General features: G+C 73.7%; 10 protein-coding genes. 4 read left to right on the plus strand and 6 right to left on the minus strand.

The window, feature by feature from the left end; all coding sequences use genetic code 11:
* Position 1 precedes the first annotated feature (1 nt).
* A complete protein-coding gene (locus VT52_RS11915; protein WP_071387429.1) occupies positions 2–2,521 on the minus strand; it encodes an SdrD B-like domain-containing protein in 2,520 nt (839 codons plus the stop codon).
* A 246-nt stretch (positions 2,522–2,767) separates the two neighbouring features.
* On the opposite strand from VT52_RS11915, the gene VT52_RS11920 reads away from it, so the two are divergent.
* On the plus strand, positions 2,768–3,484 hold the full coding sequence (locus VT52_RS11920) for a hypothetical protein (RefSeq protein ID WP_046424473.1): 717 nt from the start codon (positions 2,768–2,770) through the stop codon (positions 3,482–3,484).
* A 35-nt stretch (positions 3,485–3,519) separates the two neighbouring features.
* Here the strand turns inward: VT52_RS11920 and VT52_RS11925 are convergent, their stop codons facing one another.
* Positions 3,520–4,887: a right-handed parallel beta-helix repeat-containing protein gene (locus VT52_RS11925; protein ID WP_046424472.1), complete on the minus strand. Its 1,368-nt coding sequence runs from the start codon at positions 4,885–4,887 to the stop codon at positions 3,520–3,522.
* A gap of 87 nt (positions 4,888–4,974) precedes the next feature.
* Between VT52_RS11925 and VT52_RS11930 the strand changes: the two genes are divergently transcribed.
* The 3 genes from VT52_RS11930 to VT52_RS11940 all read left to right on the plus strand — a co-directional run bounded on the left by VT52_RS11930 (position 4,975) and on the right by VT52_RS11940 (position 9,466).
* Positions 4,975–6,141: a Dyp-type peroxidase gene (locus tag VT52_RS11930; protein ID WP_046424470.1), complete on the plus strand. Its 1,167-nt coding sequence runs from the start codon at positions 4,975–4,977 to the stop codon at positions 6,139–6,141.
* Positions 6,142–6,382: 241 nt separating this feature from the next.
* Positions 6,383–7,420, plus strand: a complete 1,038-nt coding sequence (locus VT52_RS11935) for a C40 family peptidase (RefSeq protein ID WP_046424468.1) — start codon at positions 6,383–6,385, stop codon at positions 7,418–7,420.
* An 861-nt stretch (positions 7,421–8,281) separates the two neighbouring features.
* The gene (locus VT52_RS11940; protein WP_046424464.1) at positions 8,282–9,466 is read left to right on the plus strand and encodes a beta-ketoacyl-[acyl-carrier-protein] synthase family protein; all 1,185 of its coding nucleotides are present in this window, start codon (positions 8,282–8,284) and stop codon (positions 9,464–9,466) included.
* A gap of 172 nt (positions 9,467–9,638) precedes the next feature.
* Here the strand turns inward: VT52_RS11940 and VT52_RS11945 are convergent, their stop codons facing one another.
* The 4 genes from VT52_RS11945 to VT52_RS11955 form a co-directional block, all read right to left on the minus strand.
* Positions 9,639–11,801 carry an ATP-binding SpoIIE family protein phosphatase gene (locus VT52_RS11945; protein WP_046424462.1) on the minus strand — a complete coding sequence of 721 codons (2,163 nt, stop codon included), beginning with the start codon at positions 11,799–11,801 and terminating at the stop codon, positions 9,639–9,641.
* Positions 11,802–12,445: 644 nt separating this feature from the next.
* Positions 12,446–12,586 (minus strand): hypothetical protein, encoded by a 141-nt coding sequence (locus VT52_RS37920; protein ID WP_167377686.1) that lies wholly within the window; start codon positions 12,584–12,586, stop codon positions 12,446–12,448.
* A gap of 14 nt (positions 12,587–12,600) precedes the next feature.
* Positions 12,601–15,195, minus strand: coding sequence for a class III lanthionine synthetase LanKC (gene lanKC / locus VT52_RS11950; protein WP_107481309.1), 2,595 nt, complete (start codon positions 15,193–15,195; stop codon positions 12,601–12,603).
* 258 nt (positions 15,196–15,453) lie between these two features.
* Entirely contained in the window at positions 15,454–17,913 is a 2,460-nt protein-coding gene (locus VT52_RS11955; RefSeq protein ID WP_046424457.1) for a lanthionine synthetase C family protein, read from the minus strand.
* Between the last annotated feature and the right edge of the window lie 728 nt (positions 17,914–18,641).

Genomic DNA, 18,641 nt, shown 5'->3' on the forward strand with positions numbered 1-18,641 from the left:
GTCAGTGGCGCCTGAAGCGACGCCTACGGCCGAGACAGACGGCTGCCGCGCCCGCGCCGAGCAGCAGGGCGACCAGGGACAGGATCCTCCCCATGCCGGCCATGCCGGTGCTGGCGAGGGGGCCGCCGCCCTGGTTCGTGCCGCCCGGAGCCGGGCCGGTGGACGGCTGGGCCGTCGGCGGGGTCGAGGCCGGGGGTGTGGTCGGGGTTGTGGTCGGGGGCGGGGTCGTCGGCGGGGGCGAGGTCGGCGGGGTCGCCTTGGGGACGTACACACCCGCGTCGATGGTGTGGTCGACACCGCCCGGCCTCGCGGGTGCCGTGACCGGGGCCTGCCCGCTGCACAGCCGGCCCGTGGTCGGCGGGGTCACGTTGGAGTCGTGGGCCCGGTCGTCGCCGGCCCTCGGGAGGGTGAACCGCAGGTCGGTGGGGGCGGGTCGGTCCGGCACCCCGCCGGTGTCCGCGGTGCACACGTCGAACCGCACGGTGTACTTCGCGCCGGGCGTCAGCTGGTAGTCCGCGCCGGCCCCGCCGAAGTAGTACTCGCCGTCGGCATCGGTCCTGGTCGTGGCGACCTGCTTGCCGTCGGCGTCCAGCAGGTCGATCGTCGCGCCCGGCAGCGGCACCTGCCCGGCGTCCTGGATGCCGTTGTGGTCGCCGTCGTACCAGACCACGTTGCCGATCTGGATCGGCGCGTTCGCCGCCGCGTACGCGATGTCGCCGAGACCGCCGGCCTTGCCGAACCCGTTCTGGTTCGGGCCGATGAACTGGTAGGCGTTGGCGGACGGGTCGTTGCCGGGCCCGGCGCCGGTGGTGATGTCGTAGTAGCCGGTGCCGTCGGTGATGACGTTGCCGGTCGGGTCCATCTGCGTGCTGACGACCCACTGCTGCTGCGGGATGTAGGCGACCGAGCCGAGCGAGGACTCCTGGTGCGGTCCGGGCTGGGTCGCGGAGCCGCCGTTCGGGAAGAAGTCGCCCGGGAAGTACTCGACGACGCCCGGTGCCTCGGCGCCGTCGACGGCGGGAGCCGCGTGGTCGGGGCAGGCCCCGGTGCCCTCCCAGTCGTATCCGCCGGTGGGCTTGGCGCAGGCCATGTTGATGTCGCCGCCCGACATGCCGTTCTCCGGGTCGTCGTTCGAGGGCCTCGGGTCGAGCCCGCCCCAGCTGACGATGTCCATGAACCGGTCGCGGAACCCGAGGACCATCGAGCCGTCACGGGCGAAGGCCATGCTGGCCAGTTCCGGCTGCGGGTCGATCATCGTGTTGTTCACCTTGAAGCTGTCCCAGTCCTTCAGGCTGCCGTTCCACGGGTTCCAGAAGTGGGCCTGCGGGAAGGCGGCGTCGCCGCTGAGCACGTTGCCGCGCTCGTAGGTCAGCGCGTGGGTCAGCACCGGGGCGAACCGCTCGCCGTCGTAGGAGTAGACGACGGCCTTCAGGTCGTCGCGTTTCTGCGTGCTCTCCGCGTCGCACACACCGCCGACGTACAGGGTGTTGTCGTGGGCGGCCAGTCCGAAGGGTCGCCAGTCGCCGGACGCGGCGCAGCCCGGGTCCGGGATCGGCACGGTCGCCCGGGGCGCCGAGGCGGACGGACCGGTCGCGTCGAAGCTCACCAGGGACCGGGTACGCAGGTTCACCGCGTACAGCGTCGAGCCGTCCTCGGACAGAGCCAGCCCGCCGATGCTCTCCTTGCCGGGCGCGTCGGTGAAGCCCGCGTCCTTGATCAGACGGGCGGTGTCGTGCGCCGTGACCGAGGCGCCCGGCACCTTCGCGAACAGCTTCGGGGCGCCACCGCCGGCGGCCGGCACCGTGTAGATCGCGTCGCCGCCGTCGGGGCCGTACTTGGTGTACCGCCGGGCGAACTCCGCCTGGAAGAGCCGCTTCCGGGCCTTGTCGTAGGCGAGCCCGAAGGTGGTGCCCACCTGTTCCTGCGTGTCGAGTACGTCCGGACACGCCGTCTTGTCGGGGCAGTTGCCCCGGGCGCCCGTGCCGAAGGCGACCAGTGCCCGGGTGTCCGTCCCGCCGCCGCCGTTCTGGACCGGCACGAAGTACCGGGAGTCCGGCAGGGCGTAGTCGGCCGCGTCCCAGACGCCGGTGATCACCGAGGCGTCCTTGCCGCCGGAGACGTCCACGAACGAGGTGAAGCTGTCGAAGTGGTTCGCCGCCGTCGAGGCCGGCGCCGCCCGCAGATAGTCGCTGTAAGGCGCGGGGACGGTGACGTCGACGCGGTACCGGCCGCCGGACAGCTCGGCCGACGGCTGGACGACGGCCTTTCCGGTGGCGTCCGTGACGCCGGTGACGTGGTGCCCGGCGGGATCGGTGACCAAGACCTTCATGCCCCGTTGGGGGACGTCCATGGTCGTGTTGATGACGCCGGTGCCGAAGAAGTCCCGCAGTGTCTCGACGGTCAGTGTGCCGTCGGAGGTCGAGGCGCCGGCCTGCCCGGCGCTTGTCGCGATCGTACCGGTGGCTCCGCCCATCAATAACAGACCGGACAGGCCCACCCGCAGCAGCCTACGTAATGGCATCGCATTCCTTCGCGTTGTCTACGTCGTCGCCCGACTCGGCGCATTGACGGCAACCCCCGGCTGCAGAGTACAAGTTGATGGCACGTCATATGGCCGAATCGGAAAATTCGAAAGAGACGTCGGCGGGAGCTGTTAGCATCGCGCCGCGTGCGGACCAAGAGAATCGAGCGAGGTCTCCGGCGGGATACGGCGGACAGGCGCCGCCGATGGCCGCGGGCGGCCTGGACCGGGGGCGCGCTCGCCCTCGTGGCCGCGGCGGCGACGGCGTTCGTCCTCATCGGCGGCAACGGCGCCTCCACCGCTCGGCGCGCGCTGACGCCGGACGAGGCGAACCGGCTGGCGATCACCCGCTTCCTCAACTACCAGGCGGGCGGCCGTGCGGTGACGATCACCGTGCCGAGCACCGCCGGCGGTCTGGTCGTCACCGGGTCCGTCGACTACCGCGCCGGGATCGGGTACGGGGTGGTGCGCGGCACCGGACGTGACACGTCCAGCGACGGGCTGATCCAGTGGACGGCCGCCGCCGTGCTCGTCCACCCCATGGCCGACGTCCCGGCCACGGCACCCCCCTCGCCGCCCCCGTCCGGCTGGTACCGCCGACCGGTCCAGAGTTCCGGGAACGCGCTGGACACCTCGCTCGCCATCGCGCTCGGCCTGGGCAGCGACCGGCCGGACAACGCGGAGTTGCTGCCGCAGAACGGCGCGGCGGTGGTCGGACAGGACAAGGTGCGCGGCCATTCGGTGGAAATCATGACCGGGCCGAACGTTCATACGAAGTCCGGGACTTCGGCCGACGCCGTGTCCGGCACCGGCGATTCCGTGCGGTACTGGATCGGCGTGGACGGGACCATGTACCGGGTGCGGGCCGGCGTGGCTTCCGAGTCGCGGCCTGTGGTCATCGATTTCGACGACCGGAAATACGTTCCGGTACGGCCCGCGCCCGGAGTGACGCCGGCCGGGTAACGGGCGGTGGGATGGCCGGGTGGCCGTCCCGTCACTCAGGAGGTGCGCACCCGCGCCCCGGTGGCGAGCAGCGACGGCGGCGGCAGCGGGATACCCGCGATGTCCGGGAGCGCCGGCACGGCCGGCACCTTGGTGGCGCCGGTGGTCGTGGCACCCGGGAACTGCGGCTGCGGGCCGGGCGCGGCCACCTCGGTGAACGGGATGCCCCTGGGCGCGTTAGGTGCCGTCCAAGTGCCCGACGGTGAGGGTGAGCCGGATGTCGCTGCCGCTGCCGCGGGGCAGGGCGCCGTCGCCACGAGCCGTGCGGGCACGGTCGTGCGCAGCGTGTTGCCCCGCAGGCAGTTGCCCCTGCCGTGGGTGGCGGTCGGGAACGTCCAGCCGACGTCGATGCCGTTGGCGGCGAAGGTGTTGTCCGTGATCCGGTTGCCGTCGGGGGTGATGTCGGCGGTCGCGGTGATCACGAACCCGGCGTCGGAGTTGCCGCTGATCCGGTTGCGCAGGAACCGGTTGTCGCTGCCGCCGTCGACACCGATGCCGATCCCCCAGCCGCCGTCGGCCTGTTCGGGGGTACGGCTCTGCTGGTTGTCCGCGATCAGGTTGCCGGCGACGACGGCGCCGCGCTGCGGAAGGAGCTTCTCCTGGTGGTCGGAGTCGGTGGTCAGGCCGACGCGGTTGCCGACGAGACGGTTGCCGACGACGTACATGTCGCCCCCGGCGTTGGTGCCCTCGTACCCGACCGCGTTGAGTTCGGCGATGTTGTCCCGCACCACGACACGGCACGGCTTGCACTGTCCGACGTAGATGCCCGAGTCCGCGCCGCCCGAGGCGTAGGAATGCTCGATGACGCCGTTCTGGGCGGAGAAGGCGTAGATGCCGTACAGGCCGTTGCGGGTCGCGGTCACGTAGGACACGAGGAAGGACTTCAGGAAGGTGACCGGCTCGTCTCCCGTGTCGTAGCCGCCGCTCCGCCCCGGCAGTCCGGCGACCGCCGCCGCCGAACCGGTCACCAGCACCCCGTTCTGCGTGTTGTTCTCCACGGTCAGGTTCTCCACGGCCACCCCTGGCGCCGCCACGACGACACCGTTGGGCTGCCGGAGCCGCCCGTCGATGACGACCTTGTCCCGCGACGCGCCGCGCAGGGTGACGCGGGGCGTCTTGATCCGCACCGACTCGTGGTAGACGCCGGGGGCGACCAGCACCAGGTCACCGGGCCGGGCCAGGGACACCGCCGCCGAGATCGTCGGGGCGTCGGCGGGGACGTGGATCGTCACCTGCGCGCCGTCCGGCCGCCGGCCCTTGCCCGATCCGCCGTCGTCGCCACCGTCGCCGCCGGCGCAGCCGGTCACCAGGGCCAGCGCGCCGAGTACTGCCGCCGCCATCACGCGAAGTGCTAATCGAGGCATGATCCCAGTCTGGCACGCCGGCGAATTCCGCACCGGAATGCGGAACTTGAGCGGCACGGCCGTTCAGGGTGTGGCACCCTGCACCCCATGCACCGAGCCGATCACCGCCCGTCACGCCGCACGTTCCTCGATGTCACCGGTGCCATGATGGCCGCCGGCCTCACGGCCGGGTGCACGGCGGACGCCTCCGGGCCGGGGCGGCACGGTGCTTCCGCCGGGACGACGACGACCCGGGTTCCGGCGCTGGGCCCGCACCAGGCGGGGGTCACGCTCCCCCAGCCGGCTCAGGGCAACCTGCTGATCGTGGTGGCCGATCTCGGTACGAGCGTGGCCGCCGGCCCGCTGCTGGCCGAACTCGGCCGGTCCATCGGCGCGTTGACCTCGGGGACCGATCCCGGGCTGCTGGGCCTGTCACCGGGCGACCTCACCGTGACCATCGGTGTGGGCCCCCGGCTGGTGCGCGCGGCCGGTGCCTCGCTGCCCGGCAGGGACGACCTGCCGCGGTTCTCCCGCGAGCGGATCGCCCCCGGGGCGCGCGGCGGCGACCTGCTGATCCAGATCTGCGCGAGCGACCCGCTGGTCCTCCCGCTCGCCGCCGCCGCGCTCCTGGACCGGGCCGGTGACCGCGTCCGTGAACGCTGGCGGCAGTCGGGGCGCCGTGGCGCGAACGTGCCCGTCGGCAAGGATCTCGCCGCACCGCGCAACCTGCTGGGCTTCATCGACGGCATCGTGGGTCCGCACACCGCCGCCGAGCAGCGCCGCGATCTGTGGCTGACCGGGCCGCCCCCGGTCGCCGGGGGCACCCTGGCCGTGGTGCGGCGCATGGAGCTGGACCTGCCGCGGTTCGCCGCCCTGTCCGTCACCGAGCAGGAGGCGGTCTTCGGGCGGCGTCGGGCCAGCGGGGTCCCGCTCTCCGGCGGCGCCGTCGCCTCTGGTCCGGACCTCGGCGCCAAGACGCCCGACGGCCGCTACCTCGTCCCGGCCAAGGCCCATGTCCGCAGGGCGCACGCCGGCGTGGTCGGCGTCGGCCTCATGCTCCGCCGCTCCTACAGCATCGACGAGCCGGCCCCCGGCCTGCTCTTCGTCAGTTTCCAGAACGACCTGAGGACGTTCACCGCCACGCTCACACACATGGACGCGGCGGACTCCTTGCTGGAATTCACGACCACGACGGCCACCGGCACCTTCCTGGTCCTGCCCGGATTCGATCGTCAGCATCCTTTGGGGGCAGGGTTGTTCGGCGTCGACGGGTGACGCGGTGCGAGGCGAGGGGGCGCGGTCGAACCGGCGCGGGGCCGGAGCATGGCAGGGAACGCCGTCACGAGCGGCAGGAGCGGCGACTTCTCCCTCATCCAAACGTTTGATCCAATGGTAAGAAATTCATTAAGGTCATGCTCCAACCCCCGTTTCAGTGCTCACTCGGACGGAGTGACGGCGGCGGGCCCCGCCCGCCGCCGTGCCGGCAGGCGGCCGAAGGAGCAAGGAGCTCGCCCCTGTGGCCTCCCATCGTCGACCCAAGCAGCCCAGCCGGGCGCGGGTCACCGTCCTGACCACCGCGGCAGCCGCCGCCGTGGCCCTGAGCACGCAAGCCGCCGACGCCGCACCGAGCCAGAAGCCCGGCAAGGACGAGGTCAAGGCGAAGGTCGACAAGCTCTACGAGCAGGCGGAGCAGGCGACCGAGAAGTACAACGGTGCCAAGGAGAGGCAGCAGAAGCTCCAGAAGGAGATCTCCGCGATCCAGGACGCTGTCGCCCGCGGCAGGCAGGAGCTGAACGAGCTGCGCGACGGCCTGGGTTCGACGGCCAGCGCGCAGTACCGCTCCGGCGGCCTCGACGCCTCGGTCCAGCTCTTCCTGTCCTCCGACCCGGACGACTTCCTGGACAAGGCCTCCACGCTCGACCAGTTGAGCGGCCGGCAGGTCTCCGCCCTGAAGAAGATCCAGGCCAAGCAGCGTGAACTCGCCCAGCGGCGCGCCGAGGCCACCGAGAAGCTCAAGGACCTCGCCGACACCCGTACCGAGCTGGGCGACAAGAAGCGGGAGATGCAGGGCAAGCTCGCCGAGGCGCAGAAGCTCCTCAACACCCTGACCGCCAAGGAGAAGTCGGCCCTCGCCGCCGAGCAGCGGCGGGCCGGCCGTTCCGCCACGGAGCGCGTACGGCTCGGCGACGAGAACTCCGCCTCCGGCCGCGCCGCCGCCGCTTTCGCCGCCGCCCAGGGCCAGCTCGGCAAGCCGTACTTCCGCGGCGCCACCGGCACCGCCTCCTACGACTGCTCGGGCCTGACCTCCTGGGCCTACGCCCAGGCCGGCGTCCACATACCGCGCACCTCCGAGGAGCAGGCGGGCATCGGCACCCGCCTCACCCGGAGCCAGCTCCAGGTCGGCGACCTGGTCTTCTTCTTCGACGACCTGCACCACGTCGGCCTCTACGCCGGCAACGGCCAGATCCTCCACGCCCCTCGCACCGGCACCGTCGTGCGCTACGAGTCGATGGACACCATCGGCGGACCGTTCATGTTCGGCGTCCGGGTCTGACCCGCAGCCCCGCTCAGGGGGGAACACCTCGCCGCGATGCCGTGCCGATGCGCACACCACCCCGGTCGAAGTCGCCGCGCTGGAGCGGCTCGCCCCCCCCTGGGCGGAAAGGCCGCGCGGCAGGGTGAGCGCCGCGGCCCAGGCTTCCCGCCGCCACTCGGCACCGGTACCGTCCGGAAAGCCCGTGAGAACACGGGGCCCTGACAGGGCCGGCGCGTGACGTCGGGCGCGAAGCGGGCAGCGGACGTGGCGCGCGCACGGCGGTTTCCGCCAGCGGCCCGGCGATTCCCGGGGTAGGCGCCAGGCGCCGTACCAGACCGCCGCATGCCGGCACCCGGAGCGCCGTACGAGCGTCACGGTGCCGCAACCGTTCAGCCCTCCGCCGGCCGACCCGCGAGGCGGCCTTCACCGGGATCCGCCTCTTCGGGGGGCCGGCCCGGACGAGCCCGTCACGTGGCCGAAGACGCGCCGGTCGGGGCCCGCCCTCCGGAGCCGTGTCGCGCCGCGCCCCTGACCGACGAGGGCCGGGCGCCGCGGGCGACCACCGCGCACCGCCGTGACCGTCTCCCGACTCCCGCCGCCGGAACAGGCACACGTCCACGCTGACGGTTCGTCGGACAGATGTGAGCGAAGCCGCTCCGAGACCCGCCGGTTCGTCGGTGTGTGCCGTGTCACGCATCCAAAATGTCACCCGAGTTGCGTGCATCACAGCGTAAATGTCCGTTTAGCGTCCATGCTCGAACCAGCCACCGATTCCCGAAGTGGGGTCCCCCGGCTTCCTCTTGGGCGCGAACTCTCGAAGCGGCCCACCACCCGGCGATCGTGGCGTTCCTCCCTGCTCTCCCCAGAAAGGTGCCCACCATGGCTGCTTACGTCTGCGCTCCTGCCGTGATACACGGCGAGCACTCCGTGAAGACCAGCGAGATCGTGGCGGAGGTACGCGACCGGCACCCGGACGCGGCGTGGGCGCCGCGCATCGACGGCATCGCGGCCGGCACGGGCATCGAGAGCCGCGGCTGGATGCTGCCGCTGGAATCCGCCGTCGCACCCGGCAACGGCGGCGTCCTGGGGACCGCCGGCGCCGGACCGGCCCAAGAGTCGCTGGTGCGCGAAGGGTTCACCCAGCAGGACGTCGACCGCGTGATGGCCGCCCTCGAAGCGATACCCGCGCCGCAGACGGTCCAGGAGCGGACCGCGCCGGCCTGGGAGGCCGTGCGGAGCTACGGGGAGCGCGCGGCGCGCGGGGCCCTGCAGATCGCCGGGATCGACGCCGCCGACGTCGACTGCCTGATCACCAGCAACTCGACCACCCCCGCGCTGCCGGGGCTGGACATCGCCCTGGCCAACCAGCTCCGGCTCCGCGAGGACGCGATGCTGCTGCCGGCCACGCAATGGGCCTGCATCGCGGGAACCCGTTCCCTGGCACTGGCCGCGGACCTCGTGGCCGCGGACCCCGACCGAGTGGTCCTGGTCGTGATCGCGGAGGCGCTGAGCACGACCTACCAGCCCGCGGACGACACCCTGGAGTCCCTGATCGTCCGGTTGCTGTTCGCGGACACCGCGGTCGCCGCCGTCGTCACGGGCCGCCCGCGACGCGAATCGGTGCTGCGGCTGGACGCGTCCTGGAACCACACCCTGCACGGCACCCAGGACCTGCACCGCCTGGAGACGCGGTCCGACGGAACCCACTTCGTGATGGACCGGCGGGGTCCGCGCGCCGTACAGGAGACGGTCACCGCGATGTGGGAGTGGCTGCGCGTCCGGTACGAGGACAGCCCCGACTCCTGGCACCCCGACGTGCTGCTCGCGCACCCCGGCGGGACCCGCGTGCTGGAGTACATGGAGCAGACGATGCCCGACACCTGGCCGTCGGGGCTGCTGGACCACAGCCGCGACAGCTACACCAGCGGCAATCGCGGAGGCGCCGCCGTGTTCGACATCATGCGGCGGGCGCACGACGCCGGGCAGAGGCCGGGCAGCCGCACCGTCCTCTACGCCGCGGCGCCGGGCCTCACCGCCACCGCCCTGGAAGGGGAGTGGCTGTAGCAGGCGCCCGCGCGGCCCGTACCGGCGCGCGGGCCATCCGGATCACCGGGCACCACACCGCTGCCGCGGCGAGCCCCGTCGGTGGGTCCGCCGCACGCGCCCGCCGCCACCGGCACCCCCGGGAAACCCGCCGCCCACGGCTCTTCGCCCATGCGCCCGCCCGGCAGCCGCGTCACCTCGCGACTTCCGCCCAGACCACCTTGCCGGTGTCCGTCCACCGCACTCCCCACCGCGTGGTGAGCCTGTGCACGATGTGCAGGCCGCGCCCGCCCTCGTCGAGGAGGTCCCGCCGGTTCAGCCGTGGCCTGCCGTTGCCGGTGTCGCCCACCTCGCACAGCAGGCCGCGGCCCGACCTGATCAGCCGTACCGTGATGGGCCCCGTCGCGAAGCGAACCGCGTTCGTGACCAGCTCGCCGACCAGCAACGCCACGTCGTCCAGGGTGTCCTCCCTGGTGCGCCACCGCCGCAGCAGGGCGGCGACCTGCGCTCGGGCACGGGCGGGGGCGTCGTAGCGGGCGGGCAGCCGCCAGGTGGCGGTGTCCTCCTTGCGGTAGCCGATCATGCGGGCCAGCAGCAGAGTCACGTCGTCGCGCTGGCGGACGGGCGCCAGCCCCGCGACGACACGCCGTGCGGCCTGCTGCAGGGCGTCCCACGGGTGCACCGCGGACAGGGCGTCCGCCAGCCTGCCGATGCCCTCGTCGATCGACAGGGCCGGATCCTCCACCAGGCCGTCGGTGTAGAGCGCGAGCAGGGACCCCGGAGGCGCGTTGAAGGTGTGCACGTCAAAGGGCTCCCGAAGGGCGAACTCGGCGCCCAGACCGGGATGGGGGCGGACCGCGAGCGGGCCCACCCGCCCGTCCGGAGACACCAGGACCGGGGGAAGGTGCCCGGCGCTGGACAAGGCGACGCGATGGCTGACCGGGTCGTAGAGAGCGATGCAGCAGGTCGACCCGAGGGCGCTGTAGCCGGCCGTCAGCCCGGACTCCGCGTCGTCCAGCAGCGACACGGTCTCGTCCAGGTGCTCCAGCACCTCGTCGGGCGCCAGCCCCGCGGACAGCAGCGCACGGGCCTCCATGCTCAGCTGGCCCATGGTCGCCGCGGCCCCCAGACCGTGCCCGACGACGTCACCGACCACCAGTGCGGTACGGCCGTCCGACAGCGGAAAGCTGTTCACCCAGTCGCCGCCGACACCCGCGCTGTCCGGGGTGGCGGGCTGGTAGATGCTCGCGATCTCGACGGTGTCGCCGCCGGTCCGGGGCAGCAGCCTGCGCTGCAACGCCAGCACCTGCGTGTGCTCGCGTTGGTGCTGACGGGCCAGGTCGACGTGATGGGCGGTCCTGGCCACCAGCTCCTGCAGCTCGAACAGCTCGCCGTCCCGGAAGGGGCGGTCCGCCCGCCGCCAGACCTCCGCCACGCCGAGCACGACGGGCGGCTCGCTGTCCAGGACCAGCGGTATGCACGCCACGCCCGCCGAGCGGTCACCCGGCACCAGGGCACGCATCACCCGCGGACCGCCGAACACCCGCTCGACCGCCGCACGGTCGGGGATGACGATGGCCTGCGGGGCGTCGTCGCGCTGTACCGCCTGTGACAGCAGGCGACTCGCCTCGCCGGGAAGATCGTCACCCGGAGTCACGTAGCCCTCGGGCCACGCCCGGTCCGGCACCAGGGCAGCGCGCCGCAGCCGGATGCGCCCGTGGGACCGCTCGGTGACTCCCTCGCCCGTCCAGACCGCGAAGTCGAGGTCGATGGCGGCCACGTCCCCCCAGGCCAGCAGGGACCTGGCCAGCGACTGAGCGGTCTCGCCGATGTCCAGTGAGGTGCCGATCGCGGTCTCGGCCGCGTACAGGTGCAGCCTCCTGGCCATGGCGATCACGGAGACGGTCAAGCCTTCCTGCGGCGCCGCGGCGGGCAGGATGCTCAGCGAGACCACCAGTTCCGACCCGTCGCCGCGCCGCAGTCGCTGGATCCGGGCCACATGCGCCTCACCGGTCTCCAGCACCTGCCGCAACCGCCGGGTCACCGTCGGTACGTCCCCGGGCGGCAGCAGGTCGACGAAGGGGCTTCCCTCCACGGCGTTCAGACCCGCGAACACAGGGGCGTCGAGATTGCAGCGGGTGATCCTCAGATCGTCGTCCACGTTGATCGCGCCGAGGATCTGATCCTGCCGGTCGGCCGCCCCGTCGTCGGACACGCGCCGGCCCCTGGCGCGGTCGCCCCGCGCCTCGGCGGGAACACCCGCCGCTGCCGCTCCGCCGCGCGGGAGGTAGCGGCCGAGGGCGCTACTGACCAGCTCGAACGGCGAAGACGACGACGGGGAGGGGGTGGAGTCCATGCGGCTCTCTCGGCAATCCCCGGCGCAGCACCGGGGCCGTACTCGGACCCGTGCGACGGGGCCCCGAGATCCCTGACCGCACACCTCATTGAATAACACCGGGAGTCGCTTCGCCCACATCGGCGGATCACCCGGCGATCGCGGACAGTAAGGAGTGCCGGCGGAAGGCGGGCCCCCGGCGCTCGCCGGTCACCGTGCGGAGAATCCAGGCGCTCCCCGCTCGCCGGAGCGGTCAGCCGTCCCGTTCCTCGACAGCTCCTGGTCACGGACCGACCGCGGCCGGAGGTGACACCCGGCTCCGGGGCGGGTTTCCGCCTCGGCCCGCCTGTGCCCCGGCGGAGGTCATGGGGTCGATCCCGCACGGGGTGCCGGCCGCCAGGCCGAACCCCGGCGGCGGCCCCGGTTCGCCATCCCGCCGGCGTCCCGGCCCGGCGCGCATGCCCTGCTCCGGGACTCGCGGAGGTCCTCGAAGCTGGCCGAGAGACCGTGGTGTCCCGCCTCCGGCCCCGTCACGGCCGGCCCCGAGACGCCCTTCGGTGAACCCGTACACCCACCGCGCCCCGCCGGCACGCACCGACCACAGACCTCCGTCGGCAGCCGCGCCGGGACGAGGGGGTGGTTCTGCCGCTCCGGGCGTCGTCCGGTCAGACGCAGGCCCAGGCGCTGATCTCGCTGGGGAGGGGCCCGCACGCGAAGTAGCTGAGTTCCGAGACCTTCTCCATCGCGGTGTCGTGGGCGGTCTCCCGCAAAACGGCGAGCCTCTGCAGTGCGACGACTTGTGCCATGGTGTTCCGTCCTTTCAGGGTGCGGAGGGGGAGCCGCCGTCGTCGACGGCGGCTTTCGCGCAGAGCCGGTCCAGGCTGAACAGCCTGTCCCGGCCGGGGTGGAGCAGCTCGTGCAGGAACAGCAGGATTCCGGCGGAGCCGCTCCACAGGTCGGCGCTGAACCGCTGGAGCCCGTCGCCGAGGAACCTGACCCCGCCGGCACCCGGCACGGCGTACTTGAACAGCGCCGCGGCCGTGTCCAGGGCGTGCTCGCGGTGCTCCGCGTCGCCGCTCACGGCGGCGAGATCGGTGAGCGCGAAGCCGAGACCGGCGAGGCCCTGGTAGAGGCCCGGCATGACCGTGTAGCGCGTGCGCAGGCGCGGCGTCAGGGCGCCTTCCACGGCGGTCAGCCGGTCGTCCGGCCGCAGGCGGCGGTAGCGGGCGACCGCCCGCAGCATGCCTGCCGTGCCGCAGAACAGGTAGGGCATCGAGCGGCGGTCGGTGGCCGAGACCGGGAAGTGCGGCGAGGAGCCCTCGCCCGGCATCGCGCGGTCGAGTTCCTGGCACAGCAGCCGCACGCCGCGGTCGAGCAGACCGGTGTCCTCGGTGACCGCGCCGAGCGGCGCCAGGGCCCAGGCCACACCGCACCGTCCGTGCAGCCAGCCCGTCGGGTCGTCCGGCGCGAGGCCCGCGACGACCCCCTCGTCGGTGCGGGCCGGGGCCAGCAGCCGTTCCGCGGTCTCCACGTGCGCAAGGTCGCCGGTGTGCTCGAACAGGGCGAGGTGTGCCATCGCCACGCCTGCCGCGCCTTCGGCGAAACCCACCCGGCGTCCGGTGATCGGGTGAGCGGCCGCGATGGCGAGCAGTTCGGCCGCCTCGTCCAGGAGACCGTGGTCCGCCAGTACCCAGGCCACACCGGCGAGTCCGGTGTGCAGGCCGGGGGCGAGACGCCGGCCCGCGGCCAGGGCGTCCGTGCGGAACCGCTCGACCAGGGCCGGGTCCACGGCCACCTCGGCATGGCGCAGTGCGTGCAGGACGCCCGCCGTGCCGTACGCCACACAGACGGTGTTGGTCGAATACCCGTTCGGTACGGTCGGAAAGAGCCGGTCCGTGCGCTCCGGGTCGGCCATGGCGGTCAGCGCCCGCGCCACCTCGTCGCGCAGCGCGCGCACGTGACGGCGCGGGTCGGCGGCGACGGCCTCGGGGCCGGGCAGGAGCGCCGGTCCGCCGGCCGGGTGGTAGCGCTCCGCGCGCGCCCACAGCGCCGGAGGGACGTCCGCGCGGCGAGCGAGGTCGGCCCGCAGGTGCTCGAGGGAACGCGGACAGCGTTCCACCACGCCCAGGTTCGGGCCGAGCATCAGGCGGACCAGGGCCGAGATGCCGTAGGCGTCCCGGACCCGCGGGTCCTCGCGGCAGAGGTGCGCGGGCGCCGCGTAGCCGGTGGTGGCCACCGCGACCGGGGGTTCGTCCAGCAGGTGCGCCGCCTCGAAGTCGATCAGACGTGCCCCGCCGTCCGGGCCGATCAGCACGTTGCCGGGGCTGATGTCACCGAAGACGTAGCCGGCCTCGTGCAGTTCGTCCGCCTGGCGCTCGAGCGAGGCGATGATCGCCGCGCAGTCGGCGAAGTAGCGGTCGAAGTCCTCCCGGCTCGCGTGGGGCCGGACGAGCGGGGTGCGGGTGGTGACCCAGGTGCTGAGCGGGACACCCTCAACGAACTCGGTGACCAGGAACTCGTGCTCCCACACCCGGAACCGGGCGAGGGGCTGCGGACACAGTCCCGGCCGCACGGCGTGCAGGCCGGTCAGGGCGCGCCACTCCCGCTCCATCCGCTCGGGCGCGCTGCGGCCGTCCCAGGACAGGCCGGTGTGGTCGCGGGCCTCCTTGATGAACACCTTGCGGCCGGTCGCCTCCTGTCTGCCCACGTAGGCGCCGCCGCCGTTGCTGTGCCGCACGGCGTACTCGAACGCGTAGCCCCGGAAGTCGGCCTCCGGCTCCTCTTCGGGGGCGTCGGCGGGGGTGAACGGGTCCTCGATGCCCTCGGGCAGGTGCCACCCGGGTTCGCGCAGGTCGGGGACGAGGGTGCCGCGGCTGTCGGCGATCACCGCCTCGCCCGTGCCGTCCGGCAGCAGCCGCCGGCGCGCGGTGAACGCCCCGTATCGGTAGTGCACGACCTTGGAGTCGCCGAAGCGCCGGTCGGTGAGGATGTACTGGCCCCGCTCGTCGCGCAGCCGCGCGGAGAGGACGTTCATCAGGTCCCGGGCGAGGTCCTCGTCATCCGGGTAGGCGACCAGGAGCTTGCCGCTCTGCGCCCGCGAGGCGTGTTTGTGCTGGAGCACGAGCAGGAGGCGCTCGGCGGTCACGTGCTTGAAACAGATGTTCCTGGCGAAGCACTCCTCGGCGAAGACGTCGAGCACGGCGGGCAACCGCTCGGCGCGTGCCGAGACGTGCACCTTCCAGCCCTGCGCGGGCAGCGTCCGCCCCGTGCGGGACCAGCTGGTCCACAGGTTCCGCTCGGCGTGCTGCCAGCCGTCCGGGACCTTGGACGGCCGGTAGCGGCGGCCGCGCTCGACGAGCGTCTCGACCGGCGCGTAGTAGTCGGGATCGGCCATTGCATACGTCAGTTCGCTCATCACTGCCTCACGTCGGCCAGGTCATGTGGGGACGGACCGGCATCCCGAAGGTGGGGGCGGCGCGTCCACGCGCGCCGCCCCGGCGGTGCCTCAGGCGCAGAGGAAGTAGCTCCTCTCGCTGCAGAAGGCCCAGCTGCCGCCCTCCACGGCGAGTTCCTCGTCGGCCTGCGCGGTCTCCATGTTCTGCAGCGACAGAACCTTCGACATGTTCGTTCTCCTTCTCTCGGTGAGCCGCTCGGTCGGTTGACGAGCGGACGACTACGCGGGGACCGGCCCGCGGGAGGTGGCGGCGAGGGCGTCGACCGTGAACAGCGGATCGGGCCGCTCATCGAGCAGGTGCGCGAGGAACAGCAGTACGCCCGCCCCGCCGCTCCACAGCTCACAGCTGAAACGCAGCCGCAGGTCGCCGAGCACGTGGACCGACTCGCCTCGCGGCACGGCGTGCGCGAACAGCGCCCTGGCCGAACCCCGTGCCGCGGCGCGGGCGTTGGGGTCGTCCAGGATCCGGCCGCACTCGCTCAGCGCGAAGCCGAGTCCGGCCAGGCCGTTGCCCAGCCCGGCGTGCGCCACCTGGGTCATCGAGGCCTTGCGGATCAGCTTGGGCAGCGCTTCGGCCAGCCGCTCGTCCGGCATGGCGGCCGACTGGCGCGCGGCCGCCGTCAGGAAGCCGGCGGTGCCGCAGTAGAGGTAGTACAGCTTCCTGCGGTCCTTGGCGGAGACCGGGAAGGACAGCTCCCCGCGGGCCTCGGCGGCCCGGTCGAGTTCGGCGTGCAGCAGCCTGCGGGCTTGGCGCAGCAGGGTCTCGTCGCCCGTGACGGCGCCCAGTTGCTGCAGCGTCTGGGCGACACCGGTGCGGCCGTACCACAGGCCGGTCATGTCGTCGGGCCCGAGCAGCGGGCTCAGCGCGGCGGAAGACCCGGGGAGCCGGGACGCGAACTCGGCGGCCCGGTCGAGGTGGTGCGGCTCGCCACTGTGCCCGTACAGGGCCAGGTGCGCCAGTGCGACGCCCGACCCGCCCCACGCCAGGGTCGCCGACGCACGGGTGAGCGGATGCCGGTCCGCCGCCGCGAGCAACTCCGCCGCCTCGTCGAGCAGACCGGTGTCGGCGAGCACCCAGGCGATGCCGGCCAGCCCCGTGAAGAGGCCGGGAGACAGGCGGTGGGCCTGCGCCAGGGCATCGCGGCGCAGCCGGGTCAGCACCCACTCCGGTACCGGCGTACCCGCGGCCCGTAGCGCGTGTACGACGCCGGCGGCGCCGTACGCCACGCCGAGCGTGTTGCTCAGATAGCCCTGCGGCACGGTGGGGAACATGTGCCAGGGCGCGTCCTCGGCCGCACCGACGACGCCGGCGGCGACGCGGTCGCGCAACTCGGCCAGCGCCGCGCGCTCGTCCTCGTCGACGCGGTCCGGGGTGGGCAGCGCGGCCTCCGCCGCGGGCCCGGCGCCCCGGAGGGCGGTGCTCCACAGCGCCCGCGGGACGCGGCCGCCCCGCCGTTCGAGGTCGCGGCGGACGTGCGGGAGCACGCCCGCGTCGAGCGCCGCCGCCGGGGCGGCGGGCGTCAGCATGGGCAGGGCGAGACGGCCGAGCGCGGCGGCGAGGTCGTCCGAGCGGCGCTCCCCGGGCGCCTGGTTCGTGTCCGCGCCGGCGGCGAGTGCGCTGAACGTGACCTCATCGTCCCGGCCGACCAGCACGTCCTGCGGCCGGACCGGGCCGATCACCGCGCCGAGCCCCCGCAGCCGGGCCAGCGCTTTCCCGGCACCGTCGAGCAGACGCGCGGTCCGGCGGTAGTACGCGGACCAGTCCGCCGGGGTGGCCGAGCTGTCCGCCATCGGACTGTTCGCGACGATCCACGCGCTCAGGGGCACCCCCGCGACCGGCTGTGTCACCAGCCATGCGTTCCCGCCGTCCGTGCGGTGGTCCAGCGGCCGCGGACATGCGCCGGGCGCCCCGGCATGGAACCGGAGCAGCGCTTCGTACCGCTCGCCCAGCCGGTCCGCGGCGGACCGTCCGTCCCCGCCCACGCCCGTGTGCGCGAAACGCTGCTCGACGAGGACCTCGCGGTCGTCGCGCAGATCCCTGGCGAGAAAGGTGTACCCGGTGTTCGTGGCGTCGAGGAGCCGGACGGGAACGTAGCCCTCGGGCGCGGTCGGCGCCGGCGCGGGGCCCTCCAGCAGTTCGTCCTCACCGACGGCGCACCACACGCCGTCCGGGCGCAGGACCTGCCGGGCGGGACGGGCGGGCTCGTCCCACCGGAGCACCCCGGAGTCCTCGTGGCGGCGGCCGGTCCGCGGCGCCGGCCCGGTCTCGCCCCGCAGGGCGGTGTGCAGCGCCGACCGCAGTTCCTCCGCCTCCCGGGGGCCGGCGGGCGCGGCGACGCAGAATCGTCCCGCCTGCGGCCGGGAGCCGTGCTCGCCGTCCAGCAGCGCGCGCACACGCGCGGTGGAGACGTGCCGGAAGGGCACCGCCCGTTCGAAGCAGACCGCGGCGAAGGCGTCGAGTACGTGCTGCTCCCGTCCGTCCCGGGCCGCCGCGCAGACCCGGACGGCGCCGTCGCCGTACCGCTCGCCGGCGGGCGCCCAGGCCGTCCACACGCCGGACTCCGCCGCTTGCCAGTGTTCCGGCACGGCGGCCGGGCGCAGGCGCGGGTGGCCCTGGGCGCACGCCGCGAGCGGCGCGTAGTGGTCGCGGTCCGCGACGGTGAACAGTTCCAGGCTCACGGCCGTGCCTCCGTCCGTCCGCCCGCCGCCGGGACCGGCGCGGTGCCCGCCGTGCCGGCCTCGCCCGCGTCGTCCGCGCCGGACAGGTCCCGGTACGCGCCGGGCCGGGACGGCGGTTCGCGGTGCGTCCCGCACCGCGCGGCCTCGCCGGGCGTCCGTACGGCCCGGACCGAACCCCCGCGCGGGCCATGCTCGGCGGCGCACGGGGATGCCGGGGTCCGAGCGGGTCCCGCCGTGTGCGAAGCGGCCGTTCGTGCCGCGGTCCGGAACGCCGGGCGCGGGCGGGACGGCGCGGCGGGCGCGAGGTCCGGGCCGCTGCCGCCGACGCCGCACACGAGTCCCGCGCAGGCGGCGCTCCCCGGACGTCCGTCGTACCGGACGGCGCCCCGGCGAAGACCGGTGCCGGCACGGCCTCCGGTCAGAGGGTGCCCGGCAGGCGCCGGGTCCGGCGTCCGCGCCGGCGCGGGCGCCGGGCCGCGGTCCGGCAGCGACGGCGCGCCTCCCGCCCACCGTTCGGCACGGAATGCCGCACCCGAGCGAACCGAGCCCTCGTCCATCCTCGTCACCTGACTCCGCCTGTCGACGCTCTGCCGTACGCGGCGAGGCAACGCCGCGCGCCGGATCACGGCCGTCGCGGTCGGTTCCACCGGCCGCCGGCGACCGGGATCGAGCCTGGCAGGGGGCGCCGGCTCCGGCATGAGTGGTGACCACCCAAGTTCGCGGACCCG

Origin of the sequence: Streptomyces malaysiense (genome assembly GCF_000980885.2) — a bacterium.
Classification (GTDB): Bacteria; Actinomycetota; Actinomycetes; order Streptomycetales; family Streptomycetaceae; genus Streptomyces; species Streptomyces malaysiense.

Bases quoted from the DNA above. Each gene is read 5' to 3' on its own strand.
- VT52_RS11915 (WP_071387429.1), bottom strand. From the start codon at position 2,521: ATGCCATTACGTAGGCTGCTGCGGGTGGGCCTGTCCGGTCTGTTATTG.
- VT52_RS37920 (WP_167377686.1), bottom strand. From the start codon at position 12,586: ATGGCACAAGTCGTCGCACTGCAGAGGCTCGCCGTTTTGCGGGAGACC.
- VT52_RS11925 (WP_046424472.1), bottom strand. From the start codon at position 4,887: ATGCCTCGATTAGCACTTCGCGTGATGGCGGCGGCAGTACTCGGCGCG.
- lanKC (WP_107481309.1), bottom strand. From the start codon at position 15,195: ATGAGCGAACTGACGTATGCAATGGCCGATCCCGACTACTACGCGCCG.
- VT52_RS11940 (WP_046424464.1), top strand. From the start codon at position 8,282: ATGGCTGCTTACGTCTGCGCTCCTGCCGTGATACACGGCGAGCACTCC.
- VT52_RS11930 (WP_046424470.1), top strand. From the start codon at position 4,975: ATGCACCGAGCCGATCACCGCCCGTCACGCCGCACGTTCCTCGATGTC.
- VT52_RS11945 (WP_046424462.1), bottom strand. From the start codon at position 11,801: ATGGACTCCACCCCCTCCCCGTCGTCGTCTTCGCCGTTCGAGCTGGTC.